This is a genomic window from Maribacter sp. Asnod1-A12 (assembly GCF_045063735.1).
Taxonomy (GTDB): domain Bacteria; phylum Bacteroidota; class Bacteroidia; order Flavobacteriales; family Flavobacteriaceae; genus Maribacter.
Genome location: NZ_JBEFNZ010000006.1, coordinates 1352090 through 1371838 on the forward strand (window position 1 = coordinate 1352090; position 19749 = coordinate 1371838).

4 protein-coding genes are annotated in these 19749 nt (G+C 36.4%); 2 read left to right on the plus strand and 2 right to left on the minus strand.

The window, feature by feature from the left end:
- Positions 1-18 precede the first annotated feature (18 nt).
- Positions 19-14490 carry a T9SS type B sorting domain-containing protein gene (locus ACJJVP_RS05680; RefSeq protein ID WP_405411571.1) on the minus strand — a complete coding sequence of 4824 codons (14472 nt, stop codon included), beginning with the start codon at positions 14488-14490 and terminating at the stop codon, positions 19-21.
- Between the two features lie 882 nt (positions 14491-15372).
- On the opposite strand from ACJJVP_RS05680, the gene ACJJVP_RS05685 reads away from it, so the two are divergent.
- Positions 15373-16209, plus strand: coding sequence for a class I SAM-dependent methyltransferase (locus ACJJVP_RS05685; RefSeq protein ID WP_405411572.1), 837 nt, complete (start codon positions 15373-15375; stop codon positions 16207-16209).
- Complete coding sequence (locus ACJJVP_RS05690; protein ID WP_405411575.1) at positions 16199-16402, plus strand: hypothetical protein; 204 nt, start codon at positions 16199-16201, stop codon at positions 16400-16402. Before ACJJVP_RS05685 ends, ACJJVP_RS05690 begins: the two co-directional genes overlap by 11 nt.
- A 1115-nt stretch (positions 16403-17517) precedes the next feature.
- Here ACJJVP_RS05690 and ACJJVP_RS05695 read toward each other — a convergent pair.
- Positions 17518-19743, minus strand: coding sequence for a PorP/SprF family type IX secretion system membrane protein (locus ACJJVP_RS05695; RefSeq protein WP_405411578.1), 2226 nt, complete (start codon positions 19741-19743; stop codon positions 17518-17520).
- Positions 19744-19749: the final 6 nt, after the last annotated feature.

The window sequence follows — 19749 nt, forward strand, 5'->3', positions numbered from 1 at the left end:
TCATTTTAGGTTAAGTTTTTAACGGTATAAAGTAAAGTGTCCAACAAATTCTCTTTCATCTCGATCGCCATTCAGTTTAACTACATACCAGTAGTCTCCAGTAGGCAATTCGTTATCTAAATATGTTCCGTCCCAACCTTCAGAATCAACCGATTGTTCGGAAACCACTCTACCATAACGATCAAATATTTTTATTAGTATTTGAGGGTATTGTTCAATGTTTCTAGGGATCCATAAATCGTTCTGTCCATCGCCATCAGGGGTAAAGAAATTAGGCAATTCAATGTCTATAAACTCCATAAATATATTTGCAACAGTAGAACATCCGTTCCCATCAACAACACGAACTTCATAGGTATCTGTTCTAGTGATATAGAACGTATTATTATCACCATTATCATAGCCATCGAAATAGTATGTATAACCTTCACGACCACCTTCAACAACAGCAGTTATTTCGTTCATGTTATTCTGCTCCAATACAAGTGTTAACGGTTCAAAGGCTTCAATTACGAAGTCAACTGTTTGTATACATCCATTAGAATGAGTAATGGTTATATAATGATTGCCTGGTGCTGAATTTCTAAAATCAGGATTCAACTGTAAATCAGCTGGGTCAACAGAATCTATCGCATAAAGCACATCACCGATTACACTGTCATCTTCTAACGTTATGTTTACAAAATTATCTGGCGTATCACTTGAACATTCATATACGGGTACTACAGCGGCATTAAGATTTACACCGGTTTCAATATCAACCACAACATTAGTATCACAGCCATTAGCATCTTTAATTACTATTAAATAATTACCAGCGGCCATGTCATAGAATTCTGTTCTGTTCAATACAAAATCTGTGTCACTATTCGAATTCAGTGCTGTGCTGTATGGTGCTGTACCTCCTGTTATTTCAAGGATGATAGAACCATCTTGACTATCTACGCAAATTTCTGCTGTAGTCTCTACTGTTACAGCCAAACTTGATGGTTCTGAAATCGTATACGTCAAATATTCGAAACAACCATTTTGATCCTGTGCGATTACCGTATACTCTCCAGGACCTAATTCTGTAAATGTGTTTTCATCATAGAATTGATTCAAGTTTGGAGAAATCGCATATTGATAACCACCAGCTCCACCAGATAACGTTACGGTTATCTCACCATTATTCTCACCTTCACAGGTAATATCAATAACATTGTCCGTATAAGAAAGCGGTGTTGGCTCATCAATAACTACAGTTTCTGGTGCTGTTTCACAATCATTACTAATTACAGTAACATAATACGTACCTGCACCTAAATCTCTAAACACACCTTGAGATTGTGGACCGGCAATTCTAGAAGCTACACTTAAAGAACTATCAGTAAACAATTCATATTGGTAGTTTCCTAACCCGCCATCAGCAGTTGCATAAATAATTGCCGTGCTTTCACCAGTACAATTCAGTACTGCAGCAGTTTCATCTACGAATAGTAGTAGCGGTGGTATTTCGTTTTCTGTAATTGCATTAGAGATTGCAGACTCACAACCGTTGATTGCATCACGTACATAGAATTGATATCTACCTGCTTGATACGTACCTGTTTCTGGCAAGTAAACTACACCCGATACAGGCATTGGCAAGAAGTTGATATTATCAACACTATACTCATACGTTCCGCTACCACCAGTTGCAGTAAGTTCAAACTCAGCACCTTCTGCACATGTTAATGCATCTGTTCTAATTAAGCTAGCCTGTACTTCTGTTGGCTCCCTTACCTCTACTATATTGGTCGTGGTATCACAGTTCCACCCATCAACTACGGTAACGCTATAGAAACCTGCGCCTAAATCACTGAAATTAGGATTCGTTTGTGCTCCCGTTGTAGTTGTAATCGTAGTACCGGTTTCATCATAATAGTTCAACTGATAACTATAATTTCCACTACCACCACCTGTTACATTTGCAGTTACAACCGCTCCTGTATCTCCATAACAAGCTAGGTCGGTAACCAACGGTGTTGCATTAGCCACTATAGGTATTGCCGGAGTAATTGATTCTGTATACGTAACCACACAACCAATATCATCAGTTATAGTAACCGTATAATCACCAGAAGCCAATGCTGTGAATAGAGCACCATCAACATCTTCCATGATGAAACTATCACCACTAGTGTTTGATAATTCAATATCATATGGGCTATAACCACCTTCTACCTCAACTCTAATTTCACCAAGATCATCGGTACAAGTAGCTTCTGCAACTACAGTAACAACCCCACTTAAAGCCATGTCCGGAGAAATTATAGTCACCATATTTGTATCTTCAGTACAAAAGGGAACATCTGTTTCTGTAATGGTAACATAGTAGCTACCACCGGATAACCCTGTTATTGTTCTTGGATTAACACTGGTATCCGAAGCAGTTGCTGCTATAACAGAAACACCTGCCGTGGTAAATACCTCGTAAGTATAATTACCCATATACCCATCAATATCAATTTCCAAACTTCCATTGGTATCGCCAAAACATGTAACCTCAGATACCGCAGTAGCTGTTGCCGTAATGAAATCGAACGGAGCAACCGTATAACTAGCTGTGTTTACATAACAACCTGTATCTAAATCTGTAACTCTAAATACATAAGAGCCAACAGTATTTAAATCGTACGTTGCAGAGCTTATTGTCGTACTTAATAAAGTACCAGTTGCATTACCAATTGGTAACAACTCATAACCGTAGTTATGTGCCAAACCATTATCAACTACTGAAATTGTTATTCTTTCATCGTTGGTACATGTAATTTCGACATCTTGAGCTATTGTAGCTGTAAATGTATTTATAGGTTGAATTGTAACGGTATCGAACGTAGTACAACCATTGGCATCTTTTACATATACATCTATATTTTGTACACTTCTATCGTCAGTAACATTGAATGTATTTGACGCTTGGAAAATAACATTATCAATACTGTATAAGTATGGTGCGGTTCCTGTACCCGTACCAGCCGTAGCTGTTATAGTTGCAGTGTTTACGCTATTATCTGCCGCACAACTAAATTCCGTAGCTGTTGCAGAAACGGTTAATTGTGTAGGTTGATCGATTGTTTCGTTCTTAAAGCCCTCACAACCTCTACTAGATATTACTCTTACTTGATAATCACCTGTCGCTAAACCTGTAAACAAAGGCTCATCTTGAGCAGGAACAATTGGATTTACCAAATCGGCTATTTCATATAATTCATATTGATAAATAGGATTATCGTCTGTACTTGGGTCAATATTGGCCCTAATACTACCATTAGTATCTCCAAAACAACTTACATTAACAATAGTTGCGTCTAATAATACTGGATCAACTGGTGCATCTAATGTCTGAGTGACTTCTCTTTCACAAACAGGGTTAGTTGTATCTAAATCTCTTACTATGAAACGATATGGTCCTGCCTCGGTCAGGTTTGTAAATACACCTGTTGTTTGAGTTACAACACTTGATGATGGAGTTGTCATTTCAAACTCAAGGTTTGTAGAACCACCGGTTACGTTAACCGTAATTTCACCTCCTGGTGTAATAGTACAATCAATAGACTTATCTACTGTGGTAGAAACATCCATTTGTTCATATAAGAACCTAGAACCAGTAGTAAATGTACAACCCCACTGATCTGTAATAATTACTTCATATTTACCAGCACCTAGACCAGAGAAAACTGTGGTATTCTGTGGTGCGCGGAAGTTAGCATTGTCCATTACCAATTGGTAGGTATAGTTACTTCCTTGTCCGCCAACTACATTGCTTACCGTTAACACTCCTTGTAGGTTTGTACAATTCTCTACGGTAACAAGTAAATCGGCATTAATATCCTCAGGAACTTCAAGAAGAATATCATCCTCTATAAGTTGCATACAACCTTCAGCATCTAGAACATATGCATGGTATGTACCTGCTGAAAGTGGAGCGAATCTAGCATCTACGACAAAATCTGTAGTTGCAGGAATGCCTGCAGACTGTAAGCCTACATAATACTCATAGCCACCCCAACCACCAACTACGTCAGTAATCGTTATTGAACCATCGCCTAAAGCACAAGTAATATCCGTCACTACCGTAGATCCACTAATATCAGCTGTTGGACCGTTAATAGTGAACGCTTCCGTATTTGTACAGAACGGGTTGTTATCTTGCCTTATAGAAACATAGTAACTACCTGCAAATAAGTTAATATCTGCTGTAGGACCGTTTGTTGTAGCTTCTGTGCCAGAAATCACAGTTGTATCATCGCTAACATCTGCTAAAGTACCATTGGTATCATAGATAGTCCAAGTAAATCCGCCAGGGTATGTAGCGTCTACCAATGCAAAGTTCACTGCACCAGTTGCCGTACCATAACATATAACATCACTTGTTTTAACAACATCAATGGTAAATGTATTTGGCTCTTCTAAAGTTTGAGTCGCAGAAACGATACAATCTGTATCTAAATGCTTCACAAGAATCGTATACGATCCCGCAGATAATCCGCCGAACTCGTTAGATACTTGGTAGTTTGCACCATTATCAATACTATACTCGAATTTAGTAGCATCACCTAAGGTTGAAGTTACGACTACTGTTAATTCTCCATCACTAATTGGATCACAAGTAACCGTATTGGAAACATTTGCAACTGCATTAGTAATCTCATCAAAAGGAAGTATTGTAGCAATAGTACTACCAGAACAGCCTTTGTCATCATATACATTGATGGTGTAAACTCCACCAGCAATATCAGTTTCGGTATACACTGTATTAGAACCTGACTGAACAACTACAGGCGTTTCAACAGTAGCGGTATTGGGATCATCCTCTTCAATAAATTCATATCGTACATAATTTCCAGAACCTCCGTCTATCAAGGTATCATCTATAGTAATAGAAGCATTATTATCATTATTGCCAACAGTACAGATAAATTCTATTACCGAAGCATTGATATTACTAATAGCATCTGGTTCTAAAATGCTTTGGGTTATATCATCAAAACAACCATTAGCTGCCGTTGCCCTAATTGTGTAAGTAATACCTGTTGTAACGGCACCTTCCAGACCTTCAAAGGTAGCCCTTGTAGCTGTAGACGATGTTGCCGTAATTGGAAAGATTGCACCGCTTCCTGGTCCTGAAATAATCTCAAAAGTAAAAGGACTAATACCACTATCTAATACAGATACCGTAATAATTCCATCATCAGAACCATAACAATTAGCATCAAAATAAGCGTCAATTGATAAAACTGGCATTACAGCCGGTGGAACTGTAATAGTATACATCCTATTACATTCAGGTAATGAAGTGTCATTGTCATATATCGTAATAATATAATCTTCTGGCACCAACGTATTAAAAACATATGGGTTACTAGACAGGTTGGTCCTTGTTACAACGGAGCCCAATCCATTTGAAATCTCATAATCATAATTACCAGAACCAAAATTCACATCAATCGTAATCTCTGCATCAGGTAAAGTAGAACAATCCAATAATTTAGTAAGACTAACATCAGCTTCTAAAACAGGGTTAACATCTACGGTATCGGTATCAGTACACCCATTTCCATCAATGATAGATACATTGTATGTACCCGAAGCTATATTGTTAAATATGCCTCCATTATCCAAATAATTAGAGCCTCCATCAATTGAGTATAAATATGACCCTGTTCCACCAGAAGCATTTACTGTCAAACTGAGCGGAGTTGCACAATTTGCAATTGAGATACTATCAATTGATGGGCTTTGAGCAATATTAATTGAAACAGTCTGTGTTGCCACTGTACAGCCATACTGATCCGTTACATCAATATTTATATCAAAAGGAGTTGCTGTAACATCTACTAGATTAGAAATTGGAACTTCTATTGAACGTAACGCTGTTACAATATTCGAGGTAAAATTACTACTCGTAAGAGTGTAATTATATATTCCACCTCCTCCTTGAATGTTCTGAATCTCAATTATTCCATGATTCGCACATGTAATATGGTTTAAAACAGCTGGTGTATACGTTATTGGGTCTAATTCCCTAACACGAATATTTTCACCTCCAATTATACAATTATTAGGAGCCGAACCTCTAATTTCCACATAGTAATCGCCCTCTGGCAAACTTGCAGGGGTTGGTACTACAAAACTATCTCCAGAAGTAAATGAAGCAACAGTTCCTGTATCTACAAGTGTCGGTGTTGAAGAAGGCTCAAGGCGATAAAAATCCCAATCGAAAGAACCACCTAGCTCCCCTGATGTATTTTCGGTGACAGTGTATGTGATTTGCCCATTGTTAAACCCGTCGCATGTTGGGATTACCAAGGCATCTATTTGCACTGGTGGAGGCACAATGTCATTTACATTAACACTACTTTGTCGTAGACAAGGACTACTATCACGCACATAAAAAACATACGTACGCCCAGGTATCAATCCAGAATACACATGGTTTCCTGGTGTATAAGCAGTCCATACAGCTGTAGATGGGTCAAAATTTGCCGGATCTTCGGAGTATGTATACTGATAAGGTGCCAAACCTGCCGTACCTTGCACAGTAACCTCAAGGTTATTACAGCTAATAAGATTAGCGGTAAGGTCAATATTTAGATCATCTAAGGGATAAGGTATTGTATATCTTGATAAATCGATACGACAATTAGTACCAACTACCCTAATAGCAGGTTCTACTTCCGTTCCAGAAGCGTAAGATGCACCTACGAAAGAATCGCTTGACTGCCATGTTGACCCGCCATTTGCACTAAATTCTAAAGTTCCTAAAGTGGTAGGGTAATTAATTAGTCTAAAGCCGTACTGGTTTGGATCAGGATCACATCCAGGGGGTAAAATAGGATCAAAATCTGCTGTTAATTCATCAGGGTTATCAATTGTTATAGGCGTGTCAGAAACCAAACAACCATCGGTATCTCTTACATTAATAGTATAATTTCCTGGTGAAAGATTGTAAAATGTAGTAATTGAGGTAACAACATTGGTCAAAGTTTCATTTGATGCTCCACCATTATCTAAATCGATAATTTCAATAGTAAACGGATTCTCACCAGAAGTAACATTAACTTCTATATTTCCTAAACCATCATGACAAATTGGATCTGTGGGTGTTGCAGTAAAAGCTAAAGCTAATGCTGGGTCTACCTCTACCGTTTCAACATATTCACAGAAAGGTGTACTGCCCCCATTGTCTCTTACATATACATCATATATACCTTCATTACCTGAGGTTACCGCAAATGAGTTTGATGGTCCAAACAAGCCGGTAGGGTTAACCGTAGTTGACACAAAAGCATATTCATAGTTACCATCACCTCCAGTAGCTGTTACCGTAATGGAACCGTCTGCACAATTACTTATATCCACAACATCAACAAAAGCTTGCAATTGTGGCTCTATGGTAATACTTTGTTGAGCAGAAGGACAGCCATAACTATCTTTTACATCTATGTTGTAGGTTCCGTTTGCAAGATTACTAAATGTATAACTTAATGCATTGCTTGGCGTTGGTGTCAGCCAAGGTCCTGAATTAATTCTAAATTGGTAATCTCCATTACCAGCTGTAACATTTACAACGATCGTAGCATCATTACTACCACTATAACAACTTGTTTCTAGTAAAGTAAAAGTTGGTGTTTCTGGATCTGTTACAACAATAGGCGTATCTGTTAAATCAGTACATCCATTGGCATCCCTAACACTAACATTGTATGTACCTGCCGGCAATCCGTTAAAAATTGTACTTGTTTGATATGCGGTTACAATTCCAAGAGCATCTTCTTCTAATTGATACTCATACCCTGGTGTGCCACCTGTTGCACTTGCTGTAATTTCTGCTCCGCCGTTATCACAAGTATATTCTTGTGACAAGTTTGCACTGGCAACTACTAGGGTTGGTTCCTCAATAGTTTCATCGATAAATGTAGTACAACCTGGCAAAGAACTTCCTACCTCTCTAACATATATTCTATAGCTACCAGCCGAAAGTCCTGATATGGTTTGGGGAGATACCGTAGTACTACCTAAAATATTAGTAAAATTATCTAAGCTATATTCAAATCCACTTGTACCGTAATTATCAACTTCAAAAGTTATTGAACCAGAATTATCTGCATTACAATCCAAATCTTTAGAAGAAAGCAACGAAGCTTCAAAAGCATTACCATCTTCTACAGTAACATCGATGGAAACCGTTTGTGAACATTGTTCTGGACTTTGAAAAGCCTTGATGTTGTCAATAGCAACATCATTACCGTTAGTTCCTGTAGCAATTGTTCTGATTACAATATCAATTGTACTATTTGCACCTGGATCTAAAGGAGGAATATTTACATTTCTCCAATCATTTACACCAGTGTTTTCATCAATAAGACCAGTAGTGCCACTATCAATAACATTTCCTGAGGGGTCTACAATCTCTACCAAAATATTTGGCCTAATCAAGTTCGACCCTTGTCTAACTAAGTTAATGACATCTAAATCTACCTCAACATCTCTATTCGGTACTATTTCAATATCTGTTTTACTATACACAATGGTATTTACCCCTGGGTCACCAACATTAACAGCTAAATATCTACCATTAGGGTCGCCCGAATTATCTACAGGGCTTAGCCAAGTACCAAAAGGAGCAACAATGGTACTAGTAACACTATATTGTAAATCGTTGATATTTAAATTTGCATCTGGGCATGTACCTAACGAGGCATCTTGAGATTCGTAACAATAGTAGGTAGTATCAATTTGAGGAATAGAAACATTTGGTCCCGTTCCAAAATCTTCTCGTAATAATTCACTTCTTGCGGGTGGGGTATTACTGATATAATCAACCGTAATTGTATGCGTACCTACTGGTACATTCGTAAAAACATTAGAATCAGCTGGTGTATTTACCGCTCCATTAAGGTTATAAGTATACTCTAAATTTGGGTTGTCTGGAGATATAGTTACAATACCGGTACCATCGCATGAATAATCGACCTCGGGAGTCAATACTACATTTGGAGGAGTTGGAGCCTGCTCAATAGTAACATCCATAGAGTATGTACAATTATTTACATCTCGAATAATTACAGTATGTGATCCCGCTAAAAGGTACCCTATTGCACCAGTATCATAAGTACTACCACCATCAAAACTATAAGTATAGGGTGCAGTACCACCTTGTGCATTCGTTATTCTTACCTCAGCACCATCACTTGGGTTACATTCCACTAGTTGCGTAACAGCAGCAGATGCAGAAAGTGTAAATGGTTCAGAAACAGTATAAACTTGAGTAACCTCGCAATTATTTACATCTCTAACAAGAATGTTATAAGTTCCTGCGCCAAGGTTATTAAAAGTATTCGGAGTTTGATAATTTGCACCATTATTAATACTATACATATATGGTGCCTCTCCACCAGAAGCAACTATCGTTAAAGTAGATTGATTTTCTCCACTACAAAGTATATCTGTATTAGAAATAGATAATGCTAATGGATTATCTTGGTCTATTGTAATCTCATATGAAGATTCACAGAAATCAGCATTACCACTATTATCTCTTACATATACATCATATACACCTGTACTAGTAACTGTCACAGTAGTATTTGGGTCAAAGTCACCTGCATTTAGAGTATCTCCGTCAGCAACTACTGCATACACATAATTACCATCTCCGCCAGCTGCAGAAATATTTATATCGGTTTCGGTACCACAAGCAATAATGTTACTTACGCTTGCCGTTACCGTTAGTGCGGGATTTACAGTAATACTCTCCGTATCTGTACAGTTGTTTCCATCTCTAACATCTATAGTATACGTTCCTGCGGACAAATCTGGAAAAACATTGGTACTACTAAATGCACCACCATTTAAACTATATTCAAAAGTACCGTCACCACCAGAAGAAACACTAGCGGTCAAGGTCAATAATACAGCATTATCAAAACAATCTTGATTTGGTGTTATTACTAGAACAGGAGCTTCAGCAGCATCCAAATCGAACGTGAACGAAACACTACAGTTATTAGCATCTGTTACCGTACCGTTATATGTTCCAGGTTCTGTTAAACCTGTAAAAGAACCTGTAGAATTAGAACCAAATACAGAATTATCTGGATTATTAAGTACATATACATAACTTCCCCATCCGCCATCGGCAAGAACACTTATACTACCTGCTGAAGTACAAGTGGGTTGTGTTTCGGTTAAGCTTGAAATAGTCAATGCCGAAGCCGGACCTTCTAACTCGTGAGTAGCAGTATATGTACAATTGGTATCAGTGTCTACAATTTCTATTGTATAAACACCGGCCGCTAAATTGTCGATATTATCAATTAAAGCTTCAGTACCCCCGGTTCTTTCCACTCCTGAAGGACCTGTAATGGTATATGTAAAGTTTTGACCTGCTTGGAAGTTTACATTAAAACGGATAACACCATCTGCAGCACCAAAACAACTAATTGGTTGTGTAGTTTGCCCACTAGCCGATATTGGGTTAATCGAATTTATCGTATAATTTTCTTCATAAAAACAACCATCGGCATCGATAACTCGTACCGTATATGTATTTGGAGCCAAGCCTTCAAAAACAGCCTCGTTCCCCGAAGTACTTGTTGGACCAATGGCAGAGGGTGCAGTAATAGAATATACGTAAGGTGCAGTACCATTTATTGCGTTTACTGTTAAGTTAGATGTACCTGTAGGACACGTAATTTGAGATTCTACAATGTCTAAATCTGTAGGCGGATTTGGTCTGTCAATTACTATTTGGTTTGTAATAAAAGGACAGTCGCTCGCATCTCTTATGGTAATGGTGTAGGTACCATCTGTAAGATTTTCAAACCGATTTGCGTTAACTGTTGTATCTGAAATAAAAGTGATTCCGTCAATACTATATGAATAAGGAGCAGTACCGCCAGCAACATTCTGAGCTTCAATAATACCTTCTTGTAAACAAGTATAATCTTGTACTAAAACAGCATCGCCACTTATGGCATCCGTAGGTGTATTTAATGTAAATATATCTTCTGATTCACATGAAGCAGTTCCTCGCGTTTGAGTTATTTGCACATAATAGTCTCCTGCTACTAGATTTGGAAAACTACCTGTACTGTTTGTTGCTAATTCCTGATCATTTGAATCAAATAAGGAGAACGACAAAGTATACCCGTTGGCATTGTTAATGTTGTACTGAATACGACCGTTTGCTTCACCGAAACAAGCTACATCATCTACTGTTGTTGGATCAAAGTCTGCTGTTGGTTGAAATTCGATGGTAACCGTATTAGATTCCACATAACACCCAGTTTCGTCTAACACTAAAAAAGTATAGTCACCAGCTGATGAAATATTAAATGTTTCGCTAGACTGAAAATTCGTTGCAGGAATATCTGCAAAATCCGAATACGAAGTAATCGTAGTTCCGCCTTCATTAACATAACGCCAAATTACGTATGAGTAGTCTGGGTTACCACCATCGGCATCCATTAAAATAATACCGTCTTCACAGGTAATATGTTGTGTTACACTAGCAGTTAATTCTAAATCATTCTCATCTAAAACTGTTATTGCTTGATTAAAAGTACAACCATCATCTGTGGAAATATAGGCAATATAATCTCCGGCACTAACATCTCTAAACGTATGATTGTTGTCTCCATTACCATCTTGACTGTCTATTAAAGTACCTAAACCACTATCTGCACCATCATTTCTTCTAAGTTCAAAAGAATATGGTGGGTCAGCATCTGTAATCTGTAGCGTAACAGTACCTAAATTGAGACACGTTTCTGGGGTTACGCTTGCATCATAAGTTACCGTACGTTCACGAATACCGATAGCCTCAGTAGAATACACACATGCATTTTCAATTGGGTCTCCATTTGTATCGACAGGCGTATATTCTACTCTGTAAGAACCTGCTTCTCCTGTTCCAAAATCGAAACTGGCACCATTATTCGCACTAAAAGGAATTAAAATAGTATTGGTCAATGCATCAACCAATTGAAAGGCATATCCATCACTTGCAGGAATAGTAATATTACCATCAGTATTACAAACGATATCCCTAGTGGTAGGCTCGCCAAAATCAACGGTGTTTTGAAAAGCTTTGAAATAAAAACGACTTATACAACCATTAGTGTATATAACAGAAAGTCTATATTCACCAGGTGCGTTTAACGTATAGTTACTTCCTGTTCCAACTTCTGTCCATGTACAGGTAAGAGCTCTATTAGCACAATCTTCACCTGCCTCGGCATTTACACCACAACTACCCTCGTCTAGTAGTTCCCATGATACACTTTGCGCATCAACTATATTAACGACTAATGGTTGTGTATCATTAATACCACACAAGAATATTTTTGGAAGTTCAGTACCATCTACACAATTAACTATTTCACCCGGTATATCGTTATTTGGATCTGTATCGCTATTAACTTCATTAAAATATTCTATTACCGGGTTTTGTGTTGCTCCAGAACCAAAAGGCACTACAGTTATAATTTCTTTAAACCCTTTACATGGGTCAGCAACAATTTTATCAACGATATAAGTGCCGACGTCTGTAACTAAAAGCGTGCTTGGATCATTATCTGAATCACTATCGGTAACTACAATATCTATTGCCGTATCAAGTTCGCCATTATTATCAATATCACGATACCACACATAAGAGTCAAAACCATTACCTGCATTTAATAACGTATTTAATCCACAAAGCTCTGTAGTTCTTTCAAAATTACAAGCGGCAAGGTCGTCTAAAAGAAAGTTTGTTGCTCCAGGAACCGTAAAGCCACAATCTGTAAAATCAGAAACACTCGGGTCATCTGTTACAACAGCCGAGTTTTGTACACCTGCATACGTACCATAAGCTAAATTTTCAATTTTATCTGAACAAGCATCAATAAAATCAAAACAATCTTCTGCAACTTGAACAGTAAATAATATAGAGTAATCACCGTCGTCTTGATTTACAAAAACATCAGGGATATAAAAGATTATTTCCCTAGTTAATGGATCATAAGAATATGTAATTTCATGACACGTTCTAGGTGAACCCTCACAAATTGGTGCAGGAAATGAAAAATCTGATGCATTAAAAAAACTGCGATTATTTTGTGGACCTACATTAACAGGTAAAATATCTCTAATAGTATAACCAGTACCATCATCATTACCTATATTTTCAAAATTAAGTTCGTAATCTATAATCTGAGCTAGGTTTACACCTTCTCCTGTAATATTAATATTGGTACCATGTTCTCTTACAACTTTCTTCAACACAATATTCGGAGCAATAATATCTACATCAAAAGAAGCAAAAAAGATATCATATTTATCTTGAGAAGAACTGGCTCTTAAAATAGCACTGGTAGCACCGTTTGGTATTACTGTATTACTTGTACCTCCATTTTCAATCTTAAAATAATCTACATCCCAACCCAAGGTATTTACACTGTTTGGATTTCTGTCCGTAAATTGAACATCATTATTTGTAATACTAGAATTAAAAAAGTTGTTTAATTCATTTCTATCGTTTCTTAATGTACTAAAAGTACCATTGGCATTTATTTGTAGAGCATCACCAGTGATACCATTATCACCTTCTAGTGCCGCCACGCCCATATTTGCAAAAACAGGAAAAGGTGCTGGTAAAGTGGTAAAACCATCTATAAGAATATCGACACTTTCACCTGATGCAATACCTGCGTAACCATCAAAAGTGGTAATAAATTTATCACCAGGTAGATTTGGATCTTCATAAACAACAACCATTTTCCAACCTCCAGATACCCCTCCTCTTATACTATTACCATTATCTGCACGAACATTTGCAACAAAGTACTCCCCATTTGGGTTTGGCATTGCCGTAACCATTGAAGTAATGTCTTTATAATAAACATAAGGGGAATAATATCCGAAATCACTATCACCGAATCCATCATAAATTTCCTCTGCCCCAGTAATATCTTGGTAGCTACCTCCTGGTAATTTAAATTTAATATCACCTAAATCGCTTCTATCGCTATTTGTATAAACCGCAGACCAATAAAGACCAGCATATCTAACTAAAGCGCATTCGATATTAGGTATTGTAAGGGTGGCACCACTTGAACTGAATGTTGAAGAATCACCATCTATATCAATATAATTCATATCAAATGAATCATTGGAAGTAGATGAGGTTCCTATGTCATTAAAGGCGTCATTGGGGGTCTGTTCTGGGTAGCAAACTTCCCTTCTTCCTCTGCCTTCACAATATGCATCCTGTTGGCGACCTACAATGCTATTAGCGATAAAAGTAAGTTCACCACGAATATCAGCCTTATAACGCGGAGCAAATTCCTCTTTTACCTGAGAAAAGGAAGTCTGTAAACCTAACGCCAAGAATAAAATAAACAACAAACATTTGGAGTAATGTTTTCCCATAAGAGAAATGTATTTTGTAATAGATAAAAAGCGAGTCAGTCTGGTCATTTTATGAATTTGTTGAAGCCTTCCAATCATTCGATATCCATTTAGTATCGTTCAACAGGGTAATTCTCCATTAACAAATATTATCCATACTAGTTGGGTTAAGAATTAATTGTTGTAGTAACAAGCATTTCTGTTGTGAAACATCAAATAGATTGGGTTTGTGATTTTTTAAAAAGAGTGTATTTCAACGATTAGATAAGTACTAGCGCAACTTTTAAATTTTGCCTTTTATGATAACTCGATAAAATTTAGTTGTGAAAACTCCCGAAAAAACTAACTGTTTTTGACTTTTAAAGTGATGAATAAAATATTAGAAAGACCCGGTTTTTTATAAGAAAAATTGAGATAATACTATTAAAAATATAAGGGTTTTAGAGTCAATTTTTTCTTCAAAAGCACCTCAAATTAATTACGACATTATCTTTAAATAGATAAAAAAAGGATGTAGAAATAAGAATAATGCACTCAAAATTAATCTGTAATACAACGCATTAAAATATACTTATTCAGGTGCGAATTAGCCGCTCTAAAGAACAGTTGTCAATTTTAAGCTACTTTGTTGGGTATCTAATTCATAATCTCTAAAAAAGGCTGTAAAGTGTATCAAACAACCTTTTTAAATCTTTAGCCCCGCCAATTATATATTAAGAAAGGCTATCTTTAAAATCTGTTATATTAATTCTACATATTATCTAGGTCTTTCTAAAAAGACGAACTCGACCAACGAGTACTTAGTGCATAGATACTTTCTAATGCACACATAATAACAACCCATTATTTATAAAATTTTAAACAAAAACAATTGATTGAAAAATCGATTGCAGTATCTCTTTCAATTGTAGTACACAATCAAAAATGCGATGCTCTTACCTTAAATCAAAAATGAAAAGTGAACAGTTAATATCAAGAAATATAGAAGTATTCTATAACAAAGCATCTGAAGAAACCAGACTTGAAAAAGGCATGGGTATATTTGAGTTTGAAAGAATAAAATCGCTCATTGAAAAATACCTTTCTACATCATCTTCTAAAATTATAGATGTTGGTGGCGGTACAGGTAAGTATGCTGAGTGGCTTGCCAAAAAAGGTCATGAAGTTCATTTGGTAGAACCCGTTGCTAAACATTTGCAAGTAGCAGAAAATAGGTCAAAGAAATTAAAGAACAAGTTCTGGGTTCATTTGGGCGAATCTAGAAAATTAGACTTCCCAAATAATTATGCAGACCTCATCTTACTTCATGGTCCTCTTTATCATCTTCAGAGAAAAGAAGATCGAGAATCAACCATTATAGAAGCTAGGCGCGTTTTAAAAAATGGCGGAATCATTTTAGGATTTGCTATCAATTATACGGCATCGACTTTAGTTGGGCTCTTAAATGGTCTCATACATAAAAGATCCTTCTTTGAAATGTGCAAGAATGAATTGACGACAGGAATACACAATCCACCAGATGATTTTCCCTGGCTCTTGACCGAAGCCTATTATCACAAACCCGAACAACTAAAAGAGGAATTTTTACAGCAAGATTTAACGTACTTAAACACATATGCAGTTGAAGGTATGGCTTGGCTTGACAAAGACTTCTTTGCGAACATGGGAAATCATAAAAAGAGAAAGACATTAATTGAACTACTACAAGTTACAGAAAACGATAGCTACATTTTGCCATTTAGTCCGCACATGATGATAGCCGTAAAAAAACAAATTCATGGAAAATAAAGAAAGATATTTTAAAGCACTCATTGAAAACCAAGGTCAATTAAATGCTCTCGACTTGGGAGAAAAAATTCAACTAGATGAAAAGGAAACCAGAGAAATAATTACACAACTGTTATCTGAGCATAGAATTAAATATGATAAACATAGTATTTGTAATTATCGGGTTATAAATAAAAGGAATAGGAGCTATTGAAAATCAATTTAGACGAGTTGGTTTTCAATGGTAATAATCTTGATTATTAAGATTTAATATAACAAGTAACATCCGGAAATCTATTTGGTTTCCGGTTACTTGCAAAGTGTTTTTTTAGTGTCGATTGGCAAACACCTACAAAAAAAGACCTTCTTAATCATAAGTACTATTGTCTTTTGCTTTTATAACTCCAAATGAGCTTTCATCAACCCAAAAAAAGGTTCCAATTCATATTAGGATCAGTATTGTAGCTTTCAAGAGTTAATGATTGATCTTGAGTATTAAAACGATAATATCCATTGATTCCTCCTTGGTGAATTTCATTTCCACATCACCGCCCGATTCTCCTTCCAGAATTAAAGGTTATGCGAAATTCACTGGTAGTAAAAAAACAAGTTCACTAACGATTTTCAAAGTTCTGCTCCGTTTATAAACTGTAGTTTCAGTATCACTTTCTTGAAGTTTCTGATCAACCGTCCAACTACCGATCAGATAAGATTCAGAAACTTATTGTACTTGACCAGAATTCATTTGGAGTAAAAAAAGAATAAGCAATATTATTGAATCTCTCATAAATCAGATAAAACAAGAACCGTTTTTACATAATGATTGGGACTAATTTTGAATTTACAGAAAGACAACTATTGGTGACTTCAAAAAAGCAACTAATTTTAGTTTAATTATAACGAAGAAATAATTTGGTATTTAGAAGATGGTTATAAAATCTAAAAGCCCTCAAGAAGATTATCGTTCTTAAATCAAAGAAAAACAGCTAAAACCAAGAAGTCTTAAAAACAATTTTTATCTGCTATTTAAGACTTAAAAATTTTAAAAGGTGATGGCATTGAAACATAAAATATCTTCTCTCTTTTAAAAAGAAAATAAGAATAAGTGTTTGCCAATACATCGGTATTTTTAATAAGCCCTCCATCAAAACATTTCAAGTTTACATAAGTTAAACTTGATGAAATGACCCCGAAACAACTTCTTAAAATATAATGGTTGGTTTTTAAATATTTCATATTAGAGATGAAACTCAATCTATGAAAATACAAAGCCCTTATCATCTAAGATGATAAGGGCTTTGTATAATCGTCATGTTCACATATAGTCAACTACACGAGTAGTTCTTTATTGACTCGCATAATCCACATCTTCTCATCATAAGCGTCGTTTAGCTTAGAGTAATAAGATATTAAAGCGTTGGTCCAAGAGTCATGCTTTTTAAGGTATACGTATCTGTAATTGTTCTTAGGATTGATGAAGTAACTCGCATTTAACCCGAATGAGTTTAAAAGCGAAACAAACTTTTTAGCATTGCTAGGGTTGGCAAATACATTGGCAATTAAGTAATAGCCAGAACCGGCTCCCTCAATAATTATGTTTTTAGAATCAGTATCGGTAGAGGCAACATTATCTCTAACCACCTCATTTGAGGTAAGAACATTAGAGTCATACTTCGAAGACTTCTCTTTGATTTTATTAACATTGCTTGCGTAAGCATCATTAGTGTATCTGTTATCAACGTTCATAATCCAAGTAGCACCATCATATGTACCGTTCAGTTTATTATCGTGAGCCGCTACCGCTTCTTCAAAAGTGTCATAACGTTCTAAGTATACATACTTTAAACCAGTATTAGGGTTGTCGATATAATCGGCGTTAATGCCTTGTCCATTAAGGTCGTCAATAAAGTTGTTCATATACTGTCCACCTTTGTATACATTGGCAACTACATAATAGCCATCTGTAACGTCAGGTAAATCTTTAAACCTTCTACTTTTCACTCCGTCCTGAGCTACTTCTCTAGTTGCTTTAGCAACGGGCGTAGAAGTATTTCGTGCTCTATTTGTAACTACTGCATCTTTTGGTTGAACTTGTTCCTTAAATCTGCTATCAACTGAAGAATTCGTATTTGAATTTGTATTGGTCTCTGCAACTTCTTGCCTTTCTGCAACAGGATCTTTTCTATAGTTTGTTACCCCTGCTACCCTATCTTGTTGTATTTGACTTGCTGCTTGATTGCTTGAAACCGCCTCACCTGAATTATTTGGATTGTAATTAGACGCAACTTTTGGAGTACCAGAATTGCTTGGGTTATAGTTAGAAGCAACCGCAGTATTACTGTCTTCATCCAAGAACAGTTCTTTTGCCTTGTTTTCAAGGTCTGGTCTTTCCCCGTTCGTTTCATTACGAACCATACGCATAACCATGGCAAAACGTCTTTCTAAATCTGATTGGCGAATAGCTTCTAAAGAATCTTGACGAAACATCAATTCTTCGATGATGGCATCGTTCTCTGCCAATTTCATCTTCAACTCTTCTATTTCTTCATTGCTAGCGATATTCTCCGGCTCCTCATCATTCTGCACTAAATCATCTTCAAAGTCATCTTCTAACATTACCCTATCTTCAGTAAGATTTGGAGAGAAAGAATATGCAAAAGAGATTTCATGGGTAACACCGAAATTATCAAAGTTGCTAGACAAACCTTTTTCCATGGTGTAGCCTAAAGAAATTCTTTGGTTCAGGTTAAAACCTACACCTGCGGCTGCACCATAAAAACTATCATATCCACCCTGGATCCATCCTAGTTTTGGAAGGTCAAGAATTAAACTTCCTCCAAGAGTAACATCTTCTTCTCCTACTTTTCTAACTCTTGCCAAAGGCATTAAACGCCCTTGCTCAAAAATACCATCTTGCTTTTCAAACTGATGAGTATATTGTAGGTGACCAGAATATGTTTTGTCTTTAAACTCCGTTACAGATTCGCTTGTCTTTAAGTTGTAATCAAAAAGGTTTTCAGCAAATACACCAACATCGAATTTACCATAAGAAAGGTTAAAACCAGGTTGAAATGATAAAAGGTTCTGATCTTGTAAACCTGCTAAGAAAGGATCCTCTTCTACAGTAGATGCTCTGCCGTTATCAAACCCACTCTGGTAGTAAGAAACATTTGCACCAAAAGTAAAATTACTTTTGTCGTTCAGTTTAATACCGTAGGCATAATTTGCTAAAACACCAAAGTTGCTTAAAATACCTTCTCTTTGAGAATATAGACTAAGACCTAATCCGGTTTTATCATTGATACGTCCACTATAGCTTAAAAAATAGTTTTGGTTGTTATCATCAAATTGTACCGATTGGTTTCGGTGTAACAAGTTGATATACGATTTATCTTCCCTAACGGTTGAAAACGTTGGGTTAATTAAGAATCGGTTATACTTCAGTAGATTCTGAGCAGGAACATCGTATGATACAAACGGATTTTCCTCTTGCCCGCTAACCTTCATGATAGCTAACACAAATAACAACAGATATAAAACACTTTTCTTTAGCATGGTGAG

What these genes read in the sequence shown, in the direction of transcription:
- ACJJVP_RS05695 (WP_405411578.1), bottom strand. Translation starts at nt 19,743, where the DNA reads ATGCTAAAGAAAAGTGTTTTATATCTGTTGTTATTTGTGTTAGCTATC.
- ACJJVP_RS05690 (WP_405411575.1), top strand. Translation starts at nt 16,199, where the DNA reads ATGGAAAATAAAGAAAGATATTTTAAAGCACTCATTGAAAACCAAGGT.
- ACJJVP_RS05685 (WP_405411572.1), top strand. Translation starts at nt 15,373, where the DNA reads ATGAAAAGTGAACAGTTAATATCAAGAAATATAGAAGTATTCTATAAC.
- ACJJVP_RS05680 (WP_405411571.1), bottom strand. Translation starts at nt 14,490, where the DNA reads ATGACCAGACTGACTCGCTTTTTATCTATTACAAAATACATTTCTCTT.